This window comes from Bradyrhizobium sp. 170 (assembly GCF_023101085.1).
Lineage (GTDB): Bacteria > Pseudomonadota > Alphaproteobacteria > Rhizobiales > Xanthobacteraceae > Bradyrhizobium.
Window position 1 is genome coordinate 2817150 of the sequence record NZ_CP064703.1, and the last position, 18828, is coordinate 2835977.

Here is an 18828-nt window from a genome sequence, read left to right on the forward strand (position 1 = left end):
CGGAGTGCGACTTCCGCTCCTGACCCCTAACCGGACCTTCGAATTGTGCCACTCTTTCCGGGATCGGTGTGAAGATTCCGTGCGGCCCGACGCACCAGGCTCACGAAGTTGCGCACCACCGGCGATGGTTCACCGCGGCGCGATGCGAGGTTCAAGACGGCTTTCGGTTGAGAGGTACCCTTGAGGTGCCGGTACGCGATGCCGTCCATCGTCATTCGCTGCATGCAAGCCGGCACCAGCGAAATGCCGAGCCCGACGGCGACGAGGCTCAGCGCCGATGTGATGCGGGGCGCTTCCTGGCCGAGGCGAGGGCTGAACCCTGCCTTGAGGCATGCCGCCATCGTCGCCTCATAAAACGCGGGTCCGAGCTGGCGCGCGTAGACGATAAATGTTTCGCCGGCAAGGTCCTTCAATGAGAGGGCCCCGCCGCCGCGATCGCGCCGCGCCAACGCGTGATCGCTCGGCAACGCGACCACCATCGGTTCTACCAGCAATGGATTGACGACAAGGCTCTGCGGTTCGGCAAGGGGCGCGCGCATAAAAGCAACGTCCATCTGGTCATTGCGCAGGCGTTCGAGCGCCTCCTTCCTGAGACACTCGTCCAGCGTTAGCGACACCAGCGGGAAGGCTGCGCGAAACGCCCGGATGACGAATGGCACGAAGGGATGAAACGGAGCGGTCGGCATGACGCCCACGCAGAGGCGACCTTGCTCGCCCCGCGCGGCACTGCGTGTGGCTTCGAACGCGCCGTCGTATTGCGCGAGTGTCGCGCGCGCACGATCGAGGAAAACCCTCCCCGCTTCGGTCAGCTCGACCCCTCGCGCCTTGCGGCGAAAGAGCTGGACATCGAGTTCGGTTTCGATCGCCTTGATCCGCTGGCTAAGCGGCGGCTGTTGCATGCCGAGCCGCTCCGCGGCCCGCGTGATGTGTCCTTCTTCGGCGACGGCGACGAAGTGCCGGAGATGTCGCAGCTCCATTGCCATATCCATTTCGATATGAATTTTGCCTGATCCATATAATACCTCGGCTATCTCGCAAATGATATACCGGCCTTGTTCGATAAGGAGATGGTCATGACGCTGTTGCGCCGGCAATTTCTGCATCTGGCGGCGGGCTCGCTTGTTGCGCCAGCGCTGTCGTCCTTCGCGCTTGCGCAGACCTACCCGGCGCGGCCAGTGCGCGTGCTGGTACCTTACGCGCCCGCCGGCCCGGCCGATATCTTGGCACGGCTCGCCGCGCAGAAGCTCTCCGATCAGTTGGGAAAACAGTTCTACGTTGAGAACATCGGCGGCGCCGGCGGCAATATCGGCATGGGTCAGGGCGCCAGAGCGCCCGCTGACGGCTACACCGTGCTGGTCGTTCCGCCGAACATCGTCGTCAATCCGGCGATGTACGACACGGTGCCCTACGATCCCTACAAGGACTTCGACCCGGTCACGATTGCCGTCAGCGCGCCCACAGTGCTGTCGGTGCATCCGTCGCTGGCGGTCCAAACGGTCAAGGACCTTGTTACACTGATCAGGTCCGGCGACGCCAGGTACAGCTTCGCGTCGCCCGGCACCGGCACTCCGCCACATCTGATCGGCGAGCATTTCCGCCTATTGCTTGGGCTCGACCTCGTACATGTGCCGTTCAACAGCGCGGGCCAAGCCGTCGCCTCGACGCTCGCTGGGCACACGCCGATTGCATTCAGCTCGCTGCCCCCCGCCGTGCCGCAGATCAAGGACGGCAAGCTACGTGCGCTGGCCGTGACCAGCAAGATGCGCTCGCCGACGCTTCCCGACGTGCCGAGCATGGTGGAAGCCGGCTATCCCGAGATCGAGGGCGAGGGATGGTTCGCCTTCATCGTTCCGGCCGGAACGCCAAGCGAGATCACCGCGCTCCTGAACCGCGAGATCGTCAAACTGATCGCGCTGCCCGACGTCAAGGAGAAAATGGCGGCGCTCGGGTTTACGGCGGTTGGCACGACGCCCGAGCAGGCGGCCGCGCTGTTCCGGACGGAGAGCGCCAAGTGGGCAAAGGTCATCCGCGAGACCGGCATCAAGGCCAATTGATGTTGCGCGCGGTCCGCGTCGAGTATCGACCGTTTGAAGTCAGCTTCTGACCGATCGCGGACGTCGACCTTCCTGACAATACCAGTGTGATTGATGCCTTGTCTCGCATCAAGGATCCGTTACGCTTTCAGTCAGTTCGCCGAGTTGAGGAGATTAGGTGATGGGCACGCAGCAACAAGCCAAATTTCCACGAGTTGGCGTAATCGCAAACGGACGCCCAGACACCCTCTTCGAGGCCGTGCGGCAAAGTTTTGCCCAACACGGCTATGTCGAGGGCCGCGACATCCTCATCGAGGCGCGATTTGCCCACGGACATCTCGACCGCGTGCCCGAACTCGTCGCTGAATTGGTCGGTCTCAATGTCGATGTTATCGTTTCCCTGGGCGCCGTTGGGCCTGCAGCGGCTCAGAAAGCCAACACAAAGGTACCGATCGTGTTTGTGGCGGTGATCGATCCGGTTGCCGTCGGATTCGCCGCCACACTGGAGCGACCTGGTGGGAACATCACGGGGATCACTACCTTCGATCCGCAGCAGGCTACCAAACAGTTCGAATTACTCAGGCAGGTGTTTCCGAACCTCACCCGGTTGGCGATCTTGAGTGATGAGGATATTCCGCGCGTGGAGGGCGGGAACCCCTTGGAGAAAGCGAACGATACGGCGGCACGATCACTGGGCGTGCGGCCTCAATGGTTGAAGGTTAAAGGTCCCATTCCAGATCTCGAAGGAGCCTTCACGGCGATGAAGAACGAGCGCGCCCAGGCGCTGCTGGTGCTGGACGTGCCTGTACCCATCATTCATCAGAAACGGATCGCCGAGCTGGCGGCCACGTATCGCCTTCCGACGATGTTTCTGGGAGGCCGGCGGATGTCGGAAGCCGGGGGCTTGATCGCCTACGGGACAGGCCTTCTCGATACGTTGCCGCGAATACCCGTGTATGTGGAAAAGATCTTAAAGGGCGCCAAACCGGGCGACTTGCCGATCGAGGTTCTCTCGCAGCATATACTGATATTCAATCTCAAGACGGCCCGGACAATTGGTGTGACGATTCCGCCAGAGCTGCTCAAACGGGCAGATCAAGTCATCGAGTGAACCAGGCTGTCGGGCTGCGAAATACAGCGCGACTTACCTTCGCATTCGCTCAGTCGGCGCGTTGGTCCGGTAATGGCACCTTTGAGACATGCCCGCCTATCCTGAGAATGTCCGTTCACCGGGGTAGACCGGAAGTCGCCGTGGTCCGGTCAAATCGACGCGAATGACCCAACCCGGACATCGGTCGCGCCCAACGGCACTGTGCCGTAAGCCGCTTCCCGCCCCTTCCAGAGTACAAAATTGAGCCGAAGCGCACTCGCGGGGGGCCTTTCGGTCCCATTTTGCCAACGTCTTTACGCGGAATGTGTTGATGCGGGTCGAGCTGACCTATATTTCGTGATAAGAAGGCGATGACCACTTTTGCATGGGGTCCGCTGACCAATGAGCGATTTTGTATTGCGTGAAACGCGGTACGCGGTTAGCGGTGACATCAATATCGCGTATCAAACCATGGGCGATGGACCTGTCGATCTCATCTTGATCCCGGGCGTGGTGTCGCATGTCGAGTTCTTGCATGAGATCCCGGGATATACAGCCTTTTTGCGCCACCTTTCGACGTTTGCCCGCGTCGTCACCTTCGACAAATGAGGCCAGGGGTTATCCGACAGAATATCCGGCGCTCCGTCGCTCGAACAGCGAATGGATGACGTTCGCGCCATCATGGACGACATTGGTTCGCATCACGCTGCACTCATGGGAATTTCCGAAGGTGCTGCGATGAGCGCACTGTTTGCCGCCACGTATCCGGAGCGCGTATCCCAGCTCATTCTTTATGGCGGCTTTGCGCGCGGTGCTGACCTTTGGGGTTCAGATAGTTCGATGGAAAAAGTGTTGCGGCGTATAAAGCATTGGGGCAACGGCGGCCTGATCAAAGGCGTCATGCCAAGCCGGGCAGAGAACCAGGACGCGGTCAACCAGTTCGCCAAATTTGAACGTCTCTCGGCCAGCCCCGGAGCTTACAAAGCGATCGTGTTGTTGAACTTGCTGATCGATGTCAGGGCAATCCTGCCGACCGTGCGCGTTCCGACACTTGTGCTTCACCGTCGAACCGATGCTCTGGTTTCCGTCGAGTGGGGACGCGATTTTGCAGCGCAAATCCCTGGCGCCAAATTTATTGAGTATCCCGGCAGTGACCACGCCTACTTTTCCGGCGATGTGGAGGCAATGCTTGGTGACATCGAGGAGTTTATCACTGGACATCGTGAGATTTCATCGATCGATCTTGACCGCGTCCTTGCCACGGTTCTGTTTACAGATATCGTCGATTCGACGCGCAGCGCCGCCGAGATGGGGGACCAGACATGGCGTCGATTGCTGGATAGTCACGATGAATTGGCGAAGCAGATGGTCGAAAAGCATCGCGGCACTTTGATCAAGAGCACTGGCGTGGTATTCTCGCAACATTCGACGGACCGGTCGCGCTGTTCGATGCGCGCTTGCCTTCGAGACGGCTTCAAAACAAATCGGTTTGCCGCTGCGCGCGGGCCTTCACACTGGTGAGATCGAAATCAGAGGCCGAGATATTGGCGGCATCGCCGTGCATGCCGCGGCTCGCGTCATGGCGCAATCCAACGCTGACGAGGTGCTTGTCTCGAGAGTCGTGACCGATCTTGTGGCCGGAGCAGGTTTGAAATTCTCGGATCGCGGATCGCACGAGCTTAAGGGCCTTCCGGGCCGATGGGATCTCTTTGCTGCGAGCTTGTAGATTCGGCTATGTCTGCTTGTGGCAGATTGTGTTGAAAAACTCAAAAATCGCGGGGCTCCGAAAATCTCGCAAATGTAGCGCATTGGCGATTTCAGGCGCTGCAAGGCTCTGTAGAATCGATACGAGAACCAGTGATCGTTTTGCGGTAATGAACGTGGTCCCTCAACTCGCCGCGAGAGACACGCATCAGCGGTCCTGAGAATTTTCAGGCATCAGCGAAAAAGGACTTTTTCAACACAATCGGCACGAAGCGGACATTCCAACACTCTGTTGGACTGTCCGCTACTGGAAGTGAAGCCGACATCAGCTCTTCGATTATCGGCGAGCTTTGCTTCAGGCCGCCAGTCTGTTGGAGTTGCCCGATCAACTTGCCGACCGCAAGGAAGCTAAGCGCTGCGTCCCAGGCCACCGGCAGGCGACAGGGGGACAATTATCTCGTCCGATGCCATGACTAAGTCCGCTTTCACACTTTTCGCGATACGTGCGGGCTGCGATTTAATTTCTACGACGCTCGGCGACTGACGCACCAATCTGCTCGCCTGGATATCCGAAAATACTCGCAGCCTGCAAGATAGCTTGTCTGCGGATTGCGGAGTCGCTCGATATTCTATGCCATGTCCGCAACCAGAATACTTTGGGGCCAGATCGCCTGCGTCTTGACCGTCGTGCTCATCACGATGTGGGCCGCGACGCAATGGACGGCATGGCGTCTCGGCTATCAGCCGCAACTCGGACACCCCTGGTTTGAGCTCGCACCGGGCGTTCCCATCTATCTGCCTCCGGCCTTCTTCTGGTGGTGGTATGCCTACGATGCCTACGCACCTGAAGTGTTCGTTGAAGGGGCTTGCGTCGCTGCATCCGGCGGGATCATCTCAATTATAGTCGCTTTCGCGATGTCGGTGTGGCGGGCTCGGGAGGCGGAGACGGCGGCCACGTACGGGTCTGCACGTTGGGCCAACCAGCTTGAGATTCGAAGTGCCGGCCTTGCCGGGGCAGACGGCGTAATCCTCGGGCGGTTCGAGGGACTTTATTTGCGGCACGATGGACCTGAGCATGTACTATGCTTCGCCCCCACCAGATCCGGAAAGGGTGTGGGACTTGTTATCCCGACGCTTCTAACCTGGCCGGGAAGTTGCATCGTCCATGACATTAAGGGTGAAAACTGGACCCTGACGTCAGGCTTTCGTGCCCGACACGGCCGGGTGCTGTTGTTTGATCCAACCAACTCGGCGAGTGCAGCCTACAACCCGCTCCTGGAAGTGAGGCGAGGGGAGTGGGAAGTTCGTGACGTGCAGAATGTGGCCGACGTGTTGGTCGATCCCGAAGGCTCGCTGGAACGGCGCAATCACTGGGAGAAGACCAGCCACGCGCTGCTGGTCGGAGCCATCCTTCACGTTCTCTATGCGGAGCAGGACAAGACGCTCGCCGGTGTTGCGAGCTTCCTGTCCGATCCGAAACGGCCAATCGAAACCACGCTCCGCGCGATGATGACCACGCGGCATCTCGGTGAGGCCGGGACCCATCCAGTGATCGCGTCCGCAGCGAGAGAGCTATTGAACAAGAGCGAGAACGAACGGTCCGGCGTGCTTTCGACCGCGATGTCTTTCCTCGGCCTCTACCGCGACCCTGTTGTTGCTGAGGTGACGCGCCGCTGTGATTGGTGCATCCGCGATCTCGTTGAAGACGATCGGCCGACGACGCTCTATCTCGTTGTACCTCCATCCGACATCAGCCGCACCAAGCCGCTGGTGCGGTTGATACTCAACCAGATCGGTCGCCGTCTCACCGAGGAACTCCAGGCCAAGGGCCGCCGGCATCGATTGCTGCTCATGCTCGACGAATTTCCGGCGCTGGGAAGGCTTGATTTCTTTGAGTCGGCGCTCGCCTTCATGGCGGGCTATGGGCTCAAGAGTTTCCTTATTGCGCAGTCGCTCAATCAGATCGAAAGAGCATACGGGCCGAATAACGCGATCCTCGATAATTGTCATGTGCGCGTTTCCTTTGCGACCAATGACGAGCGTACGGCCAGGCGGGTTTCGGATGCGCTTGGGACTGCCACCGAGTTACGCGCCATGAAGAACTATGCCGGTCACAGGCTTAGTCCGTGGCTCGGTCATCTCATGGTTTCGCGACAGGAGACCGCGAGGCCATTGCTGACGCCCGGCGAGGTGATGCAGCTTCCGCCCGAGGACGAGCTGGTTCTGGTTTCCGGCGTGCCACCGATCCGCGCCAAGAAGGCGAGGTATTTTGAGGATCCACGTTTGACCGAGCGCGTGCTACCACCGCCAAACTCAAGCTCCCTCGACCGCGACGGTAGGGCCGCGACAGACGATTGGAGCCGGCAGCCAGCTCCGCAGAATTCAAATGTTGCCGAGCCGGTGAGCTTGTCGGGTGCTCGGCAATCTACCGCAAATTCCGGCATTCGCCGCGAGCCGGAGCTTTCCGAGCATGAAAATATCGCGCCAGAGGCCTTGAAGCCTCTACCGGAGTTCGACTTCACGGAAGATGAGGGCGACAGTGACGCCATACGGGCGCGTGTGCTGCGCATGAACGTTCCCGGTCTGGCGCGTCAGGCCGCGATGGATCCAGGCGACGGCCTCGACCTCTAGGATGAGATAATGCGAACCAAGCACACGTTTCGTTTGCCTCCGGACCTTGCGGGCAAGCTCGCCGATCTTGCCAGCCGCAAGAGAGTACCTCAGGCGCTCATCGTCGAAACTGCGCTGGCCTCATTCCTGTCGCCGGATAATTCGGAGCGGATGGAGGCGGCGCTCGGCCGTCGCCTTGACCGGCTGACCCGGCACGTCGAGCGGCTGGAGCGTCATATCACCATTTCAAATGAAGCGCTGGCCTTGTTCGTGCGGTTCTGGCTGACGGCAACGCCGCCGCTGCCTGATACGGCGCAGCCCGCTGCGCAGGCTAAGGGCCGGGAGCGGTATGAGGGGTTCGTCGAAGCCCTCGGGCGCCGGCTGGCCAGGGGCCAGACCCTGGCCCAGGAGATCTCGCTCGACATCGATCCGGCGCAAACGTCGCCAACCGTTCCTCGTAAGTGATCCCGCCATCTTTTCTTTTGCTACGCCACGGCACGCCGCCTGATTTCAGCTTGTTGCACGAGCGCGTAACCTGCCTTTTCTACTGATCCCCACCGCCGAGCTCATATCTTGGCGACCTCGGGGGCAAGCGTGGCAGTTCATTCCTTTCAGTCCGAGGCGGCCTCGCGTGGTGCACGTATGTTGCGCACCGCGCTCGGATCGACGATAGCGGCCTGGCTCGAAGACGCTGGGATCGTCGAGGTCATGCTAAATCCCGATGGCCGGCTCTGGGTCGATCGGTTGTCGGGGGGCATGACAGATACCGGCGAGCGTCTCGCCGCAGCCGACGGCGAGCGCATCGTGCGGCTCGTTGCCCATCACGTCGGCGCTGAGGTTCATCCGGCAAGTCCCCGCGTCTCGGCCGAGTTGCCCGAGACGGGAGAGCGTTTTGAAGGGTTGCTGCCGCCCGTGGTGACCGCTCCAGCCTTTGCCATTCGCAAGCCGGCGGTGGCCGTCTTCACGCTCGACGACTATGTCGCCGCCGGCATCCTGACAGTCGCTCAGGCTGAAGGGCTGCGGAACGCTGTCCGGGACCGTCAAAACATCCTCGTGGCCGGCGGTACTTCGACCGGCAAGACCACGCTGACTAATGCGCTGCTGGCCGAGATTGCAAAAACTGCAGATCGTGTCGTGCTGATCGAGGATACGCGCGAACTCCAATGCAAGTCGGCTAACCTCGTGGCGCTGCGCACCAAGGATGGTGTCGCCTCGCTGTCCGACCTCGTGCGCTCCTCGCTCCGGCTACGCCCCGACCGAATCCCGATCGGTGAGGTGCGAGGGGCCGAGGCGCTCGACCTTCTCAAGGCATGGGGCACCGGCCATCCTGGTGGCGTCGGCACCATTCACGCCGGCACGGCGCTTGGCGCCCTTCGCCGCCTCGAACAGCTTATCCAGGAAGCCGTCATCACTGTGCCGCGCGCGCTGATTGCGGACACCATCGACGTGATTACGGTTCTCTCCGGCCGCGGCGCAGACCGTCGGCTGACAGAACTCGCGCGTGTCGATGGCCTGACGACCGAGGGGGACTACCTCATTTTACCCGCAGGAGACCCATCATGAACGGCGTCACATTGAGAAGCGCGATGATAGCTGTTGCGGTAGCTCTCAGCTCTGTGGCGATCTCGCCCACTGCAGAGGCCGCTGGCTCCAACATGCCGTGGGAGCAGCCGCTTAACCAGATCCTGCAGTCGGTCGAGGGGCCCGTCGCCAAGATTCTGGCCGTGATCATCATCATCGTCACGGGCCTTACGCTCGCCTTCGGCGACACTTCGGGCGGTTTTCGGCGCCTGATCCAGATCGTTTTCGGTCTGTCGATCGCGTTCGCAGCCTCGAGCTTCTTCCTGGCATTTTTCTCATTCGGCGGCGGAGTGCTGATCTGATGGACGGGCCGGTTGAAGGTTTTGCAATTCCGGTGCACCGCGCGCTGACCGAACCGATCCTGCTCGGCGGCGCGCCGCGTGCGATCGCCATCGTCAACGGCACCGTTGCCGCTGCGCTCGGCCTCGGCCTGCGGCTGTGGATCGCGGGCCTCCTGATCTGGGCAATTGGTCATGCCGCTGCCGTCTGGGCCGCGAAGCGCGATCCGCTCTTTGTCGAGACTGCAAGACGCCATCTGCGCATCCCAACCCATCTGAATGTGTGAGCAACCAATGATGAACCTTGCCGAATACCGCCGCTCCGCTACACATCTTGCGGATTTCCTGCCATGGGCCGCACTGGTCGACGAAGGCATCGTCCTCAACAAGGACGGATCGTTTCAGAGGACCGCGCGCTTTCGCGGGCCCGATCTTGATTCCTCTGTTCCAGCAGAACTTGTTGCGGTTGCCGGCCGCCTCAATAACGCCTTGAGGCGCCTCGGATCCGGCTGGGCGGTGTTTGTTGAAGCGCAGAGGTATTCATCGAATGCCTATCCACCGAGCAGTTGTCCAGACGTGGCATCGGCCATGGTCGATGCCGAGCGCCGGGCGCAGTTCGAGGAAGAGGGAGCTCACTACGAGTCAGCCTATTTCCTCACCTTCCTGTATCTGCCGCCGGCCGAGGACGCGGCGCGCGCCGAGCGCCTCCTTTATGAGGGACCTGAGCGTGGGGAGGCTGCCGGCGCCCACCAGGTATTGCGCGGCTTTGTCGATCGGACCGACCGCGTGCTGCAACTGGTCGAAGGGTTTATGCCGGAGTGCCGATGGCTCGATGACGGCGAGACCCTGACGTACCTGCATGCTTGCGTCTCGACCAAGATACATCGCGTCCGCGTTCCCGAGATTCCCATGTATCTCGATGCGCTGTTGGCGGACGAGCCCCTGACGGGTGGGCTCGAGCCGATGCTGGGCGACCAACAACTGCGGGTGCTCACGATTGTTGGGTTCCCGACGGCAACCACGCCGGGGATTCTGGACGATCTCAATCGGCTTGCCTTCCCTTATCGTTGGTCGACCCGGGCGATCATGCTCGACAAGGCAGACGCAACGAAGCTCCTGACCAGGATCCGGCGGCAATGGTTCGCCAAACGGAAATCCGTTGCCGCAATCCTGAAGGAGGTGATGACCAACGAGACTTCGTCTCTCATCGATACCGACGCTAGCAACAAGGCTATCGACGCCGACGCTGCGTTGCAGGAGCTCGGCTCCGATCTGATCGGAGAGGGCTTTGTCACCGCCACGATCACAGTCTGGGACGAGAATCCGCGCATCGCGGACGAACGGTTGCGCTTGGTCGAGAAGGTCATTCAAGGACGCGACTTCACGTGCATGGTGGAGACCATCAATGCCGTCGATGCCTGGCTGGGCTCGTTGCCCGGCCACGTCTATGCCAACGTCCGCCAGCCGCCGGTCTCGACCCTTAACATCGCCCACATGATCCCGTTGTCCGCGGTTTGGGCAGGGCCGGCGAGAGACACTCATCTCGGCGCGCCGCCGCTGTTCTTCGCGCGGACGGAAGGATCCACACCGTTCCGCTTCTCCCTCCACGTCGGGGACGTTGGGCACACGCTGGTGGTCGGTCCGACCGGTGCCGGCAAGTCGGTGCTGCTGGCGCTGATGGCGCTGCAGTTCCGCCGGTATCCAAGCTCCCAGGTCTTTGCCTTCGACTTCGGCGGCTCGATCCGGGCCGCGGCGCTTGCCATGAAGGGCGATTGGCATGATCTCGGCGGCGCGCTGTCCGATAGCGCCTCCGAACCGGTCGCGCTGCAGCCGCTTGCCATGATCGACGATGCGGCCGAGCGCGGCTGGGCCGCGGGATGGATCGCAGCCATTCTCGCCCGCGAAAAGATCGACGTGACGCCTGAAGCCAAGGAGCATCTTTGGTCGGCGCTGTCTTCGCTGGCTTCTGCGCCCGCGGGCGAACGAACGCTGACCGGTTTGTCCGTGCTGCTGCAGTCCCAGGGCCTGAAAAGGGCTCTTCAACCCTACTGCCTCGGTGGCCCCTTTGGGTGGCTGCTCGATGCCGAAGCGGAGCAACTCGGTTCGGCTTCGGTCCAGGTGTTCGAGACTGAAGGCCTGATCGGCACCGGAGCCGCACCGGCCGTGCTCGCCTATCTCTTCCATCGGATCGAAGGCCATCTCGACGGAAGGCCGACGCTGCTCATCATCGATGAAGGTTGGCTTGCGCTCGATGACGCAGGGTTTGCGGGGCAGATCCGCGAATGGCTGAAGACATTGCGGAAGAAGAACGCTTCCGTCATCTTTGCCACCCAGTCGCTCTCGGATATCGACGGGTCCGCGATTGCGCCTGCGATTATCGAGAGCTGCCCGACTCGGCTGTTCCTGCCGAACGAGCGCGCGATCGAGCCGCAGATCTCGGCGATCTATCGGCGCTTCGGTCTCAACGACCGCCAGATCGAGATCCTCGCGCGCGCCACGCCCAAGCGCGACTACTACTGCCAGTCACGGCGCGGCAATCGCCTGTTCGAGCTGGGTCTAGAAGAATTCGCACTCGCCTTCACAGCAGCTTCATCAACGTCCGATCAGGCGATGATTGAGCGCGTGCTCGCCGAACACGGCCGTGATGATTTTGTCACCGGTTGGCTCGCCGCGCGCGGGTTAGGTTGGGCCGCCGATCTCATTCCTGGTCTCATCAAGCAGGAGGGCTTGTCATGAAGCGCCTCCCGTACCTCGCCGCCGCGAGCGCCATCACCATTGCCGTCGCATGCGCAGTTTCGCCCGCGTCGGCCCAACTGATCGTGTTCGATCCTAACAACTATGCGCAGAATGTGCTCACGGCTGCACGTGAGCTGCAGCAGATCAACAACCAGATCACCTCGCTGCAGAATCAGGCGCAGATGTTGATCAACCAGGCCAAACATCTCGCCAGCATGCCGTATTCCTCGTTGCAGCAGCTCGATCAATCGATTCAACGAACCCAGCTGCTTCTCGCCCAGGCCCAGCGCATTGCCTACGATATCAAGCAGATCGATCAAGCGTTCACGACGACCTATGCGCCGGCCTCGACGAACGAGTCAGATCAAGCCCTAATCTTGAATGCGCAAACGCGCTGGCAGAATTCTGTGGCGGGTTTGCAGGATGCCTTGCGCGTTCAGGCGACCGTGGTCGGTAATCTCGACACCCACCGCAAAGAGATGTCGGCTCTCGTCAGCTCAAGCCAGGGCGCGACCGGCGCGCTACAGGCCAGCCAGGCCGGCAATCAGCTCCTTGGTTTGCAGGCGCAACAGCTCGCCGACCTTACGGCAGCAGTTGCCGCGCAGGGGCGGGCGCAAAATCTCGAAACGGCCCAGCGTACCACCGCGCAGGATCAGGGCAGGGAGCAGCTTCGTCGCTTTCTCGCACCCGGTCGTGGCTATCAGCCTTCGAGAGTTCGGATGTTTCACCAATGAGCGGACGTGGTGGACTTAAGCGGGTGATGCTTGTGACGACAGCGGCTGCCGTCCCCATCCTTGTCGTAGCGTGCACAATCCAGCTCCGCGGCGACAGCGACGGTCCACCGGCTAGATCGTCGGCATCCCGGGCAGCCAGTCCGCTTGGCGGCGAACTCGAACGCTGCCGGAAGGTCACCTCCGAGCAGGTTGCAGAACTCCAGGAGTGCCGTCTGATTTGGGCGGAGAACCGCCGTCGCTTCCTTGGATCAAAGAAAACATCGGGCGTTACTTCCGCCGATGCTCAACCAGGCAGCCCGACACCCTCGTTGGCGCAGCCCAAGCATCCCGATCGTCTCCCCCAGGGCTGGCCGCCCGTTGCAACACCCGAACGCGAGTGATTCCATGGGTGGCACCGGCGTCATTGACCGATTTTTGGAAACTTTTACCCGCTATATCGACAGTGGCTTCGGGTTGCTTGGTAACGAAGTCGCGTTCCTCGCAACCACGCTTGCCGCGATCGATGTCACGCTGGCCGCTCTGTTCTGGGCCTGGGGCACCGACGAGGACATCATCGCTCGCCTCGTAAAGAAGACGATGTTTGTCGGCGTGTTCGCTTACCTGATAGGCAACTGGAACAATCTCGCCCGCATCGTTTTCGAGAGCTTTGCCGGTCTCGGCCTCAAGGCCTCTGGGACGGGACTAACCTCGGCTGAATTCCTGCGTCCGGGGCGGATCGCGCAGGTCGGTATCGATGCCGGGCGGCCCATTCTGGAATCGATCTCGGGCTTGATGGGCTATGTCAGCTTCTTTGAAAACTTCATTCAGATCGCCGTGCTGCTGTTCGCATGGGTGATCGTGCTGCTCGCCTTCTTCATCCTGGCGATCCAGCTCTTCGTCACCTTGATCGAGTTCAAGCTGACGACGCTTGCCGGCTTCATCCTGATTCCCTTCGGGCTATTCGGCAAGACGGCCTTCGCCGCCGAACGCGTGCTCGGCAACGTCATCTCGTCAGGCGTCAAAGTCATGGTTCTCGCTGTCATCGTCGGCATCGGCTCGACATTGTTCTCACAGTTCACCGCGGGCGCGAGCGGTGCGCAGATCGGCATTGAAGATGCCATGGCCCTCGTGCTCGCGGCATTAGCGCTGCTGGGTTTGGGAATCTTTGGGCCCGGTATCGCTAATGGCATCGTGTCCGGCGGTCCGCAGCTTGGCGCCGGAGCCGCCGCGGGCACGGGGTTAGCTGCCGGCGGGGTCGTGGTGGCCGGAGCGGGCGTCGCTGCCGGAAGCGCCGGTGCACTCGCCGGCGCGGCGCGCGGGACCGCGGCGCTAGCGGGTAGTGCGAGCGGGGCGTTCAGGACTGGTGGTTTGTCCGGCGTCGCGGATGCCGCCGCGTCCGCGATGACGAGCCCGCTTCGTCGCCCCGCGGCTGCAAGCGGCTCGGCTTCAACTGGTGGCACTGCAGCCGGTGAAGCCAGCTCAGCCCAGCCACCGGCAAGTTCCTCACCTCTGGACAGTCAGTCCAGTTGGGCCAGACGCATGAAGCGCATGCAGACCATGAGTCGTGGGGCGTCGGCCGCTACCAACGTCGTCCGCACTTCCGACCATGGTGGCGGGGGCGCCTCCGTCGATCTCTCCGAAGGAGGGAAGTGATGTTCAAACGACCATCCGTTCATTATGGCCGTACGCCCGCGCCCGTAACGCCCTATCAGAAAGCGGCGCAAGTATGGGACGAGCGCATCGGCTCGGCGCGGGTGCAGGCCAAAAACTGGCGACTTATAGCCTTCGGTTCTCTGATCCTATCGGCCGGACTCGCATCAGGTCTCGTCTGGCAATCCACACAGGGAAGCATTACGCCTTGGGTCATTGAGGTCGATCGTCTCGGCCAGACACAGGCGGTCGGCCCAGCCAATCCCTTCTATCAACCGACCGATCCGCAGATCGCCTATCATTTAGCTCGCTTCATTGAAAACGTCCGCGGGCTGTCGGCTGATGCCATCCTGCTGCGTCAGGACTGGCTGCGCGCCTACGACTTTACGACCGATCGCGGCGCTGTCGCCCTCAACGACCACGCCCGCGTCAACGATCCCTTTGCCAAGCTAGGCAAGCTGCAGATCGCAGTGGAAATATCTAGCGTCATCCGTGCCTCGCCGGAAAGCTTTCGGGTCGCCTGGATCGAGCGCCGCTACGACAGTGGGCAGCTTACCGCCACCGAGCGCTGGACCGCCATCCTCACCATCGTGATCGAAACTCCGCGCGATGCCGATCGTCTGCGCAAAAATCCTCTCGGGGTCTATGTCAACGCCATCAACTGGTCGAAGGAGCTTGGGCAGTGAATATGCAGATTCCTGGAGTCGCTAGCCCGAGTGTTCGCAAGGTCATGCACCCGCTTCTGTTTGCTTGCATGTTTGCACTCAGCGGCTGTGCCACCTCGAAACCGCCGCAGATCAGCTACGACGACGATATCCCGCCACTTCCCAGTCCGCCGTCGCTGGCGGAGGATCGTCCGCGGTTCCTTCACGTTCCGCCGTCCTGGACGCCTGCGAAGGGAGGCAAGAAGGGAAACGTTGAGGCAAAGGAGCCTATTGCGCGGATCGAGACCGCCAATGACGCTGCGCGCGTCGAGCCGCGTAGCGCCGGCTACTTCAATGCTGTGCAGGTCTTCCCTTTTAGTCCGGGCGCCCTCTATCAGATCTACGCGAGCCCCGGACAGATCACCGATATCGCACTCGAGCCCGGCGAGCAGCTCACGGGTTCGGGACCGGTATCGGCTGGCGACACCGTGCGCTGGGTCGTTGGCGACACCGAAAGCGGAAGCGGCGATACCAGACGTGTCCACATCATGGTCAAGCCGACGCGGCCTTCGATTGAGACCAACCTCGTGGTCAACACCGACCGGCGCACCTATCTCATCGAGCTGCGCTCGCGTGAAAAGCCTTACATGCCATCAGTCGCTTGGTATTATCCGGAGGACCGGCCCGGCCGTACCCGAGCTGTTTCCTCGACGCCAGTTCTTCCTGACTCTTCTCAGCGGCGCTATCGCTACACCGTCGAGGGCGACAATCCGCCTTGGCGGCCGGTCGGCGTCTATGACGATGGCCGCAAGGTCTATATCGAGTTCTCACCCGGCATCGTTCAGGGAGAAATGCCTCCGCTGTTTGTCATCGGTCCGGACGGCAATTCCGAGATCGTCAACTACCGAACCTATCGTAACGTGCTAATCGTCGATCGGCTGTTTGCCGCGGCCGAGCTGCGACTTGGTGGCGACTCTCAGCAAAAGGTCCGAATCATCAGAAGCGACGGGAGACCGTCGTGACCGATAACCAAACGACTGGCGCCGGTGGTCCTGGTTCTACCTCGCCGAAGAGTGCTGCGGAGATAGCCAGCTCACTGCGCCTGCGTCCAGAACCTCCGCCCGTGACTCGCCTGTCGCGTAAGGTATTGGCCGGGGGCACGGCACTCGCGCTCGTTCTCGTTTCCGGAGCCGTGCTGTGGGCCCTGCAGCAGAATCGCACGCGTGGTCCAGCTTCCGAAGAGCTGTACAGCACCGATCACCACAATGTGGCCGACGGCCTTGCCGGGCTGCCGCGCGACTATGCGGGCATTCCGCGCGACGTGCCGCGCCTCGGGCCGCCATTGCCGGGTGATCTCGGTCGCCCCATTGTTGCAGCCCAGGCCCAGTCCGGGCCGCTTGCGGTCGATCCCGAGCAACAGCGCATGAACCAGGAAAGCGAGGCCGCGCGCACCAGCAAAGTATTTGCGTCAACGAATGTTCAGCCACCGGCGGCAGCGACTCCTGCCGAGACGACCTCAAATGCCGCATCACCGTCCGATGAGGCGTTTGCCCAGAATGGTCAGGACCGCAAGCTCGCTTTTGTTAGCGCTGCCGTTGATCGGCGGACCACGAGCCCTGACCGTGTGGCGAAGCCAGCCTCGCGTTTTGTCGTCCAGGCAGGGTCTGTGATTTCGGCGGCCCTTATTACGGGCATCCGCTCCGATCTGCCCGGGCAGATCATGGCGCATGTGACTGAACCGCTATTTGATACGCTGTCCGGTCAAACTTTGTTGGTGCCCCAGGGTGCGCGGCTGATAGGGATCTACGATAGCCACGTTACACATGGACAGTCACGCGTGCTCCTGGTCTGGACACGCCTGATCATGCCGAACGGCCGATCGATCGTCCTTGAGCGCCAGCCGGGTGCCGATACCGCAGGCTATGCGGGGCTTCACGACGAGGTCGATCTTCACGGGGGCGAGATGTTCAAGGCTGCGTTGCTGTCGACTTTGCTTGGTGTAGGAGCCGAACTTGGTTCCGGCTTGGATGCTGGCAACGGAAACAGCGCCATTCTGCAGGCCCTTCGCCGTGGGGCAGGGGATTCCCTGAACCAGACCGGTCAGCAGATCGTTCGGCGCAATCTCAACATCCAGCCGACCCTGACAATTCGGCCGGGTTTTCCGGTCCGGGTAATCGTCAATCGCGACCTCGTGCTCGAACCATACAGAGGCTGAAAAAATGGCAAAGCTGAAGCTCGGCGCCATCGCCGATGACAAGCCGGTAAAGCTCAGCGTGGAACTGCCGGCCGATGTCCATCGCGACCTCGCGGCCTACACCGACATGCTTGCCCGCGAAACCGGGCAGTCGATCTCGGATCCCGCAAAGCTGGTCGCACCAATGCTGGCGCGATTCATGGTAACCGACCGAGCCTTTGCAAAGGCCCGCCGCAAGGGTCAGCCTGCGCAAGGCAAGGGATAGCGCTCGCTCAACAATTTGAGAAAGTTTGCCAGCGCCGGATTGTCATTGTCCTTGCGCCAGTGTGCTGAATAATGGACCTGACTCGGCCCCGTGCCGTCTCGTATCTCTCGATAAATCAGGCCCGCAAACGTGACGCCGATGTCGGACTCGGCCACCAAACTGACACCGAATCCTATGGATATGAGGGTCTTGATGATGCCTCTGCTAACGTCATGGCGTTCGATCTTGGGACGGTCTGCTGTCGAGATCAGCTTCGCCAACAAGAGATCCTCAAGTTCTCGTCCCGGGTCATAATGGCTGAGAAGGACCGTCTCATTCCGCAGGTCGGTCCAGTAGATCGCCTTCTTCCCAGCCAGTTGATGTCCCTCAGGCAAGGCCACTAGGACGCGCTCGCTCCACAGCGGCAAGGCGTTGCTGTCAAAGACGTGTCCTCCGTCGGTCGCGATGACAACGTCGATTGCACCATTGCGTAAGGCGGCGACGAGGCGCATCCGCGACCTTTCGACCATGCCAAGTGCGACCTGTGGGCACCGCTGCCTGAAATCCACCAACGTCGCCCGTAAATTGCCGGCCGACAGCGACGTATAGAATCCCACAGACAGCCGCCCAGCCTCGCCGCGTCCGTTAGACTTGGCTGACGTAACCAGCGCATCCATTTGTTCGAGTATCGACCGCGCCGTTCGGAGAAAATCCCGGCCAGCCGACGTGGCGCAGACGCCGCCGCTCGATCGCTCGAACACAATCACGCCTATTGATTCCTCGAGTTCCCGGATGCAGCGGCTCAGAGTTGACTGCTGCGTCAACAACGCTTCTGCAGCCCGCCGGAAGCTTCCATACTCCGCGGAAACAACCGCATATCGGAGGTGTTGAAGGGGGATCGTTGCAGATTGATTGCGGAGCGATAAATATCTGTGGTCTTGTTCGTCGGCCATTCGCGACCATGGTGCTCTGAAAATGCAGGAGCATCGATAAGATATTTGGAATCGGGTGATTTCATCGACAGGTTGTGTTTTTTATTGGGCCGATCCGTGCCCTGCCGTCGGCGTCCGGCAGGCGATGACGGAGGCGCCATCCGGACCGCGTGTCGCCCGAGTAGCGCACGCTTCTCTCAGATCGTCGGATAAGCGACTTCGCGTTACGCTACGCGTGGTGACTGCACCTTGTCGTGAACATCGCGCCCATTGCGAGCATCCGGCGAAAGCGATTTACAGACCGGCAAGCATCACGTGATCAGAGCAGGGCGCAGCTTGTGCTCTGCTGCGGCAGCCGGCGCTTATACCAACAAGGGCGTTCTAGTGAATGCTTGCACCTGAATTGAGCGAGAAAAATC

The 18828-nt window shown here is 61.1% G+C and carries 18 protein-coding genes; 16 read left to right on the top strand and 2 right to left on the bottom strand.

The features are described 5' to 3' along the window. Window positions 1-26 precede the first annotated feature (26 nt). Window positions 27-1103 carry a LysR family transcriptional regulator gene (locus IVB05_RS13215; RefSeq protein WP_247784808.1) on the bottom strand — a complete coding sequence of 359 codons (1077 nt, stop codon included), beginning with the start codon at window positions 1101-1103 and terminating at the stop codon, window positions 27-29. On the opposite strand from IVB05_RS13215, the gene IVB05_RS13220 reads away from it, so the two are divergent. The 16 genes from IVB05_RS13220 (at window position 1074) to IVB05_RS13295 (ending at window position 17498) form a co-directional block, all read left to right on the top strand. After that, window positions 1074-2054 (top strand): tripartite tricarboxylate transporter substrate-binding protein, encoded by a 981-nt coding sequence (locus IVB05_RS13220; RefSeq protein WP_247784809.1) that lies wholly within the window; start codon window positions 1074-1076, stop codon window positions 2052-2054. The genes IVB05_RS13215 and IVB05_RS13220 overlap by 30 nt on opposite strands. A gap of 160 nt (window positions 2055-2214) precedes the next feature. Next, window positions 2215-3144, top strand: a complete 930-nt coding sequence (locus IVB05_RS13225; RefSeq protein WP_247784810.1) for an ABC transporter substrate-binding protein — start codon at window positions 2215-2217, stop codon at window positions 3142-3144. Window positions 3145-3525: 381 nt separating this feature from the next. Beyond that, window positions 3526-3732 (top strand): hypothetical protein, encoded by a 207-nt coding sequence (locus IVB05_RS13230; RefSeq protein ID WP_247784811.1) that lies wholly within the window; start codon window positions 3526-3528, stop codon window positions 3730-3732. A 51-nt stretch (window positions 3733-3783) separates the two neighbouring features. Further along, window positions 3784-4644 (top strand): alpha/beta fold hydrolase, encoded by an 861-nt coding sequence (locus tag IVB05_RS13235; protein ID WP_247784812.1) that lies wholly within the window; start codon window positions 3784-3786, stop codon window positions 4642-4644. Between the two features lie 819 nt (window positions 4645-5463). Then, entirely contained in the window at window positions 5464-7458 is a 1995-nt protein-coding gene (locus tag IVB05_RS13240; RefSeq protein WP_247784813.1) for a conjugal transfer protein TraG, read from the top strand. A gap of 9 nt (window positions 7459-7467) precedes the next feature. Continuing rightward, window positions 7468-7902: a ribbon-helix-helix domain-containing protein gene (locus IVB05_RS13245; protein ID WP_247784814.1), complete on the top strand. Its 435-nt coding sequence runs from the start codon at window positions 7468-7470 to the stop codon at window positions 7900-7902. Between the two features lie 129 nt (window positions 7903-8031). Further along, window positions 8032-9000, top strand: coding sequence for a P-type conjugative transfer ATPase TrbB (gene trbB, locus IVB05_RS13250; RefSeq protein ID WP_247784815.1), 969 nt, complete (start codon window positions 8032-8034; stop codon window positions 8998-9000). Between the two features lie 23 nt (window positions 9001-9023). Then, complete coding sequence (locus tag IVB05_RS13255) at window positions 9024-9320, top strand: TrbC/VirB2 family protein (protein WP_247786674.1); 297 nt, start codon at window positions 9024-9026, stop codon at window positions 9318-9320. Continuing rightward, window positions 9320-9583 carry a VirB3 family type IV secretion system protein gene (locus tag IVB05_RS13260; protein WP_247779094.1) on the top strand — a complete coding sequence of 88 codons (264 nt, stop codon included), beginning with the start codon at window positions 9320-9322 and terminating at the stop codon, window positions 9581-9583. The genes IVB05_RS13255 and IVB05_RS13260 overlap by 1 nt, the downstream gene beginning before the upstream one ends. A gap of 7 nt (window positions 9584-9590) precedes the next feature. Next, the gene (gene trbE / locus IVB05_RS13265) at window positions 9591-12032 is read left to right on the top strand and encodes a conjugal transfer protein TrbE (RefSeq protein ID WP_247779093.1); all 2442 of its coding nucleotides are present in this window, start codon (window positions 9591-9593) and stop codon (window positions 12030-12032) included. After that, the gene (gene trbJ, locus IVB05_RS13270) at window positions 12029-12766 is read left to right on the top strand and encodes a P-type conjugative transfer protein TrbJ (RefSeq protein WP_247786675.1); all 738 of its coding nucleotides are present in this window, start codon (window positions 12029-12031) and stop codon (window positions 12764-12766) included. The genes trbE and trbJ overlap by 4 nt, the downstream gene beginning before the upstream one ends. Before the next feature lie 384 nt (window positions 12767-13150). Beyond that, window positions 13151-14398, top strand: a complete 1248-nt coding sequence (trbL, locus tag IVB05_RS13275) for a P-type conjugative transfer protein TrbL (protein ID WP_247779092.1) — start codon at window positions 13151-13153, stop codon at window positions 14396-14398. After that, on the top strand, window positions 14398-15081 hold the full coding sequence (trbF, locus tag IVB05_RS13280) for a conjugal transfer protein TrbF (protein ID WP_247779091.1): 684 nt from the start codon (window positions 14398-14400) through the stop codon (window positions 15079-15081). The genes trbL and trbF overlap by 1 nt, the downstream gene beginning before the upstream one ends. Window positions 15082-15149: 68 nt before the next feature. Next, a complete protein-coding gene (gene trbG / locus IVB05_RS13285; RefSeq protein ID WP_346771785.1) occupies window positions 15150-16061 on the top strand; it encodes a P-type conjugative transfer protein TrbG in 912 nt (303 codons plus the stop codon). Window positions 16062-16123: 62 nt separating this feature from the next. Beyond that, a complete protein-coding gene (locus IVB05_RS13290) occupies window positions 16124-17254 on the top strand; it encodes a TrbI/VirB10 family protein (RefSeq protein WP_247786677.1) in 1131 nt (376 codons plus the stop codon). Between the two features lie 4 nt (window positions 17255-17258). Beyond that, the gene (locus IVB05_RS13295; protein WP_247779090.1) at window positions 17259-17498 is read left to right on the top strand and encodes a DUF2274 domain-containing protein; all 240 of its coding nucleotides are present in this window, start codon (window positions 17259-17261) and stop codon (window positions 17496-17498) included. Here the strand turns inward: IVB05_RS13295 and IVB05_RS13300 are convergent. Next, complete coding sequence (locus IVB05_RS13300) at window positions 17474-18430, bottom strand: LysR family transcriptional regulator (RefSeq protein ID WP_247779089.1); 957 nt, start codon at window positions 18428-18430, stop codon at window positions 17474-17476. The two genes, IVB05_RS13295 and IVB05_RS13300, sit on opposite strands and share 25 nt — an antisense overlap. Between the last annotated feature and the right edge of the window lie 398 nt (window positions 18431-18828).

Bases quoted from the DNA above. Each gene is read 5' to 3' on its own strand.
- IVB05_RS13220 (WP_247784809.1), top strand. From the start codon at position 1,074: ATGACGCTGTTGCGCCGGCAATTTCTGCATCTGGCGGCGGGCTCGCTT.
- IVB05_RS13215 (WP_247784808.1), bottom strand. From the start codon at position 1,103: ATGCAGAAATTGCCGGCGCAACAGCGTCATGACCATCTCCTTATCGAA.
- IVB05_RS13225 (WP_247784810.1), top strand. From the start codon at position 2,215: ATGGGCACGCAGCAACAAGCCAAATTTCCACGAGTTGGCGTAATCGCA.
- IVB05_RS13230 (WP_247784811.1), top strand. From the start codon at position 3,526: ATGAGCGATTTTGTATTGCGTGAAACGCGGTACGCGGTTAGCGGTGAC.
- IVB05_RS13235 (WP_247784812.1), top strand. From the start codon at position 3,784: ATGGATGACGTTCGCGCCATCATGGACGACATTGGTTCGCATCACGCT.
- IVB05_RS13240 (WP_247784813.1), top strand. From the start codon at position 5,464: ATGTCCGCAACCAGAATACTTTGGGGCCAGATCGCCTGCGTCTTGACC.
- IVB05_RS13245 (WP_247784814.1), top strand. From the start codon at position 7,468: ATGCGAACCAAGCACACGTTTCGTTTGCCTCCGGACCTTGCGGGCAAG.
- IVB05_RS13255 (WP_247786674.1), top strand. From the start codon at position 9,024: ATGATAGCTGTTGCGGTAGCTCTCAGCTCTGTGGCGATCTCGCCCACT.
- IVB05_RS13260 (WP_247779094.1), top strand. From the start codon at position 9,320: ATGGACGGGCCGGTTGAAGGTTTTGCAATTCCGGTGCACCGCGCGCTG.
- trbE (WP_247779093.1), top strand. From the start codon at position 9,591: ATGATGAACCTTGCCGAATACCGCCGCTCCGCTACACATCTTGCGGAT.
- trbJ (WP_247786675.1), top strand. From the start codon at position 12,029: ATGAAGCGCCTCCCGTACCTCGCCGCCGCGAGCGCCATCACCATTGCC.
- trbL (WP_247779092.1), top strand. From the start codon at position 13,151: ATGGGTGGCACCGGCGTCATTGACCGATTTTTGGAAACTTTTACCCGC.
- trbF (WP_247779091.1), top strand. From the start codon at position 14,398: ATGTTCAAACGACCATCCGTTCATTATGGCCGTACGCCCGCGCCCGTA.
- trbG (WP_346771785.1), top strand. From the start codon at position 15,150: ATGTTTGCACTCAGCGGCTGTGCCACCTCGAAACCGCCGCAGATCAGC.
- IVB05_RS13295 (WP_247779090.1), top strand. From the start codon at position 17,259: ATGGCAAAGCTGAAGCTCGGCGCCATCGCCGATGACAAGCCGGTAAAG.
- IVB05_RS13300 (WP_247779089.1), bottom strand. From the start codon at position 18,430: ATGGCCGACGAACAAGACCACAGATATTTATCGCTCCGCAATCAATCT.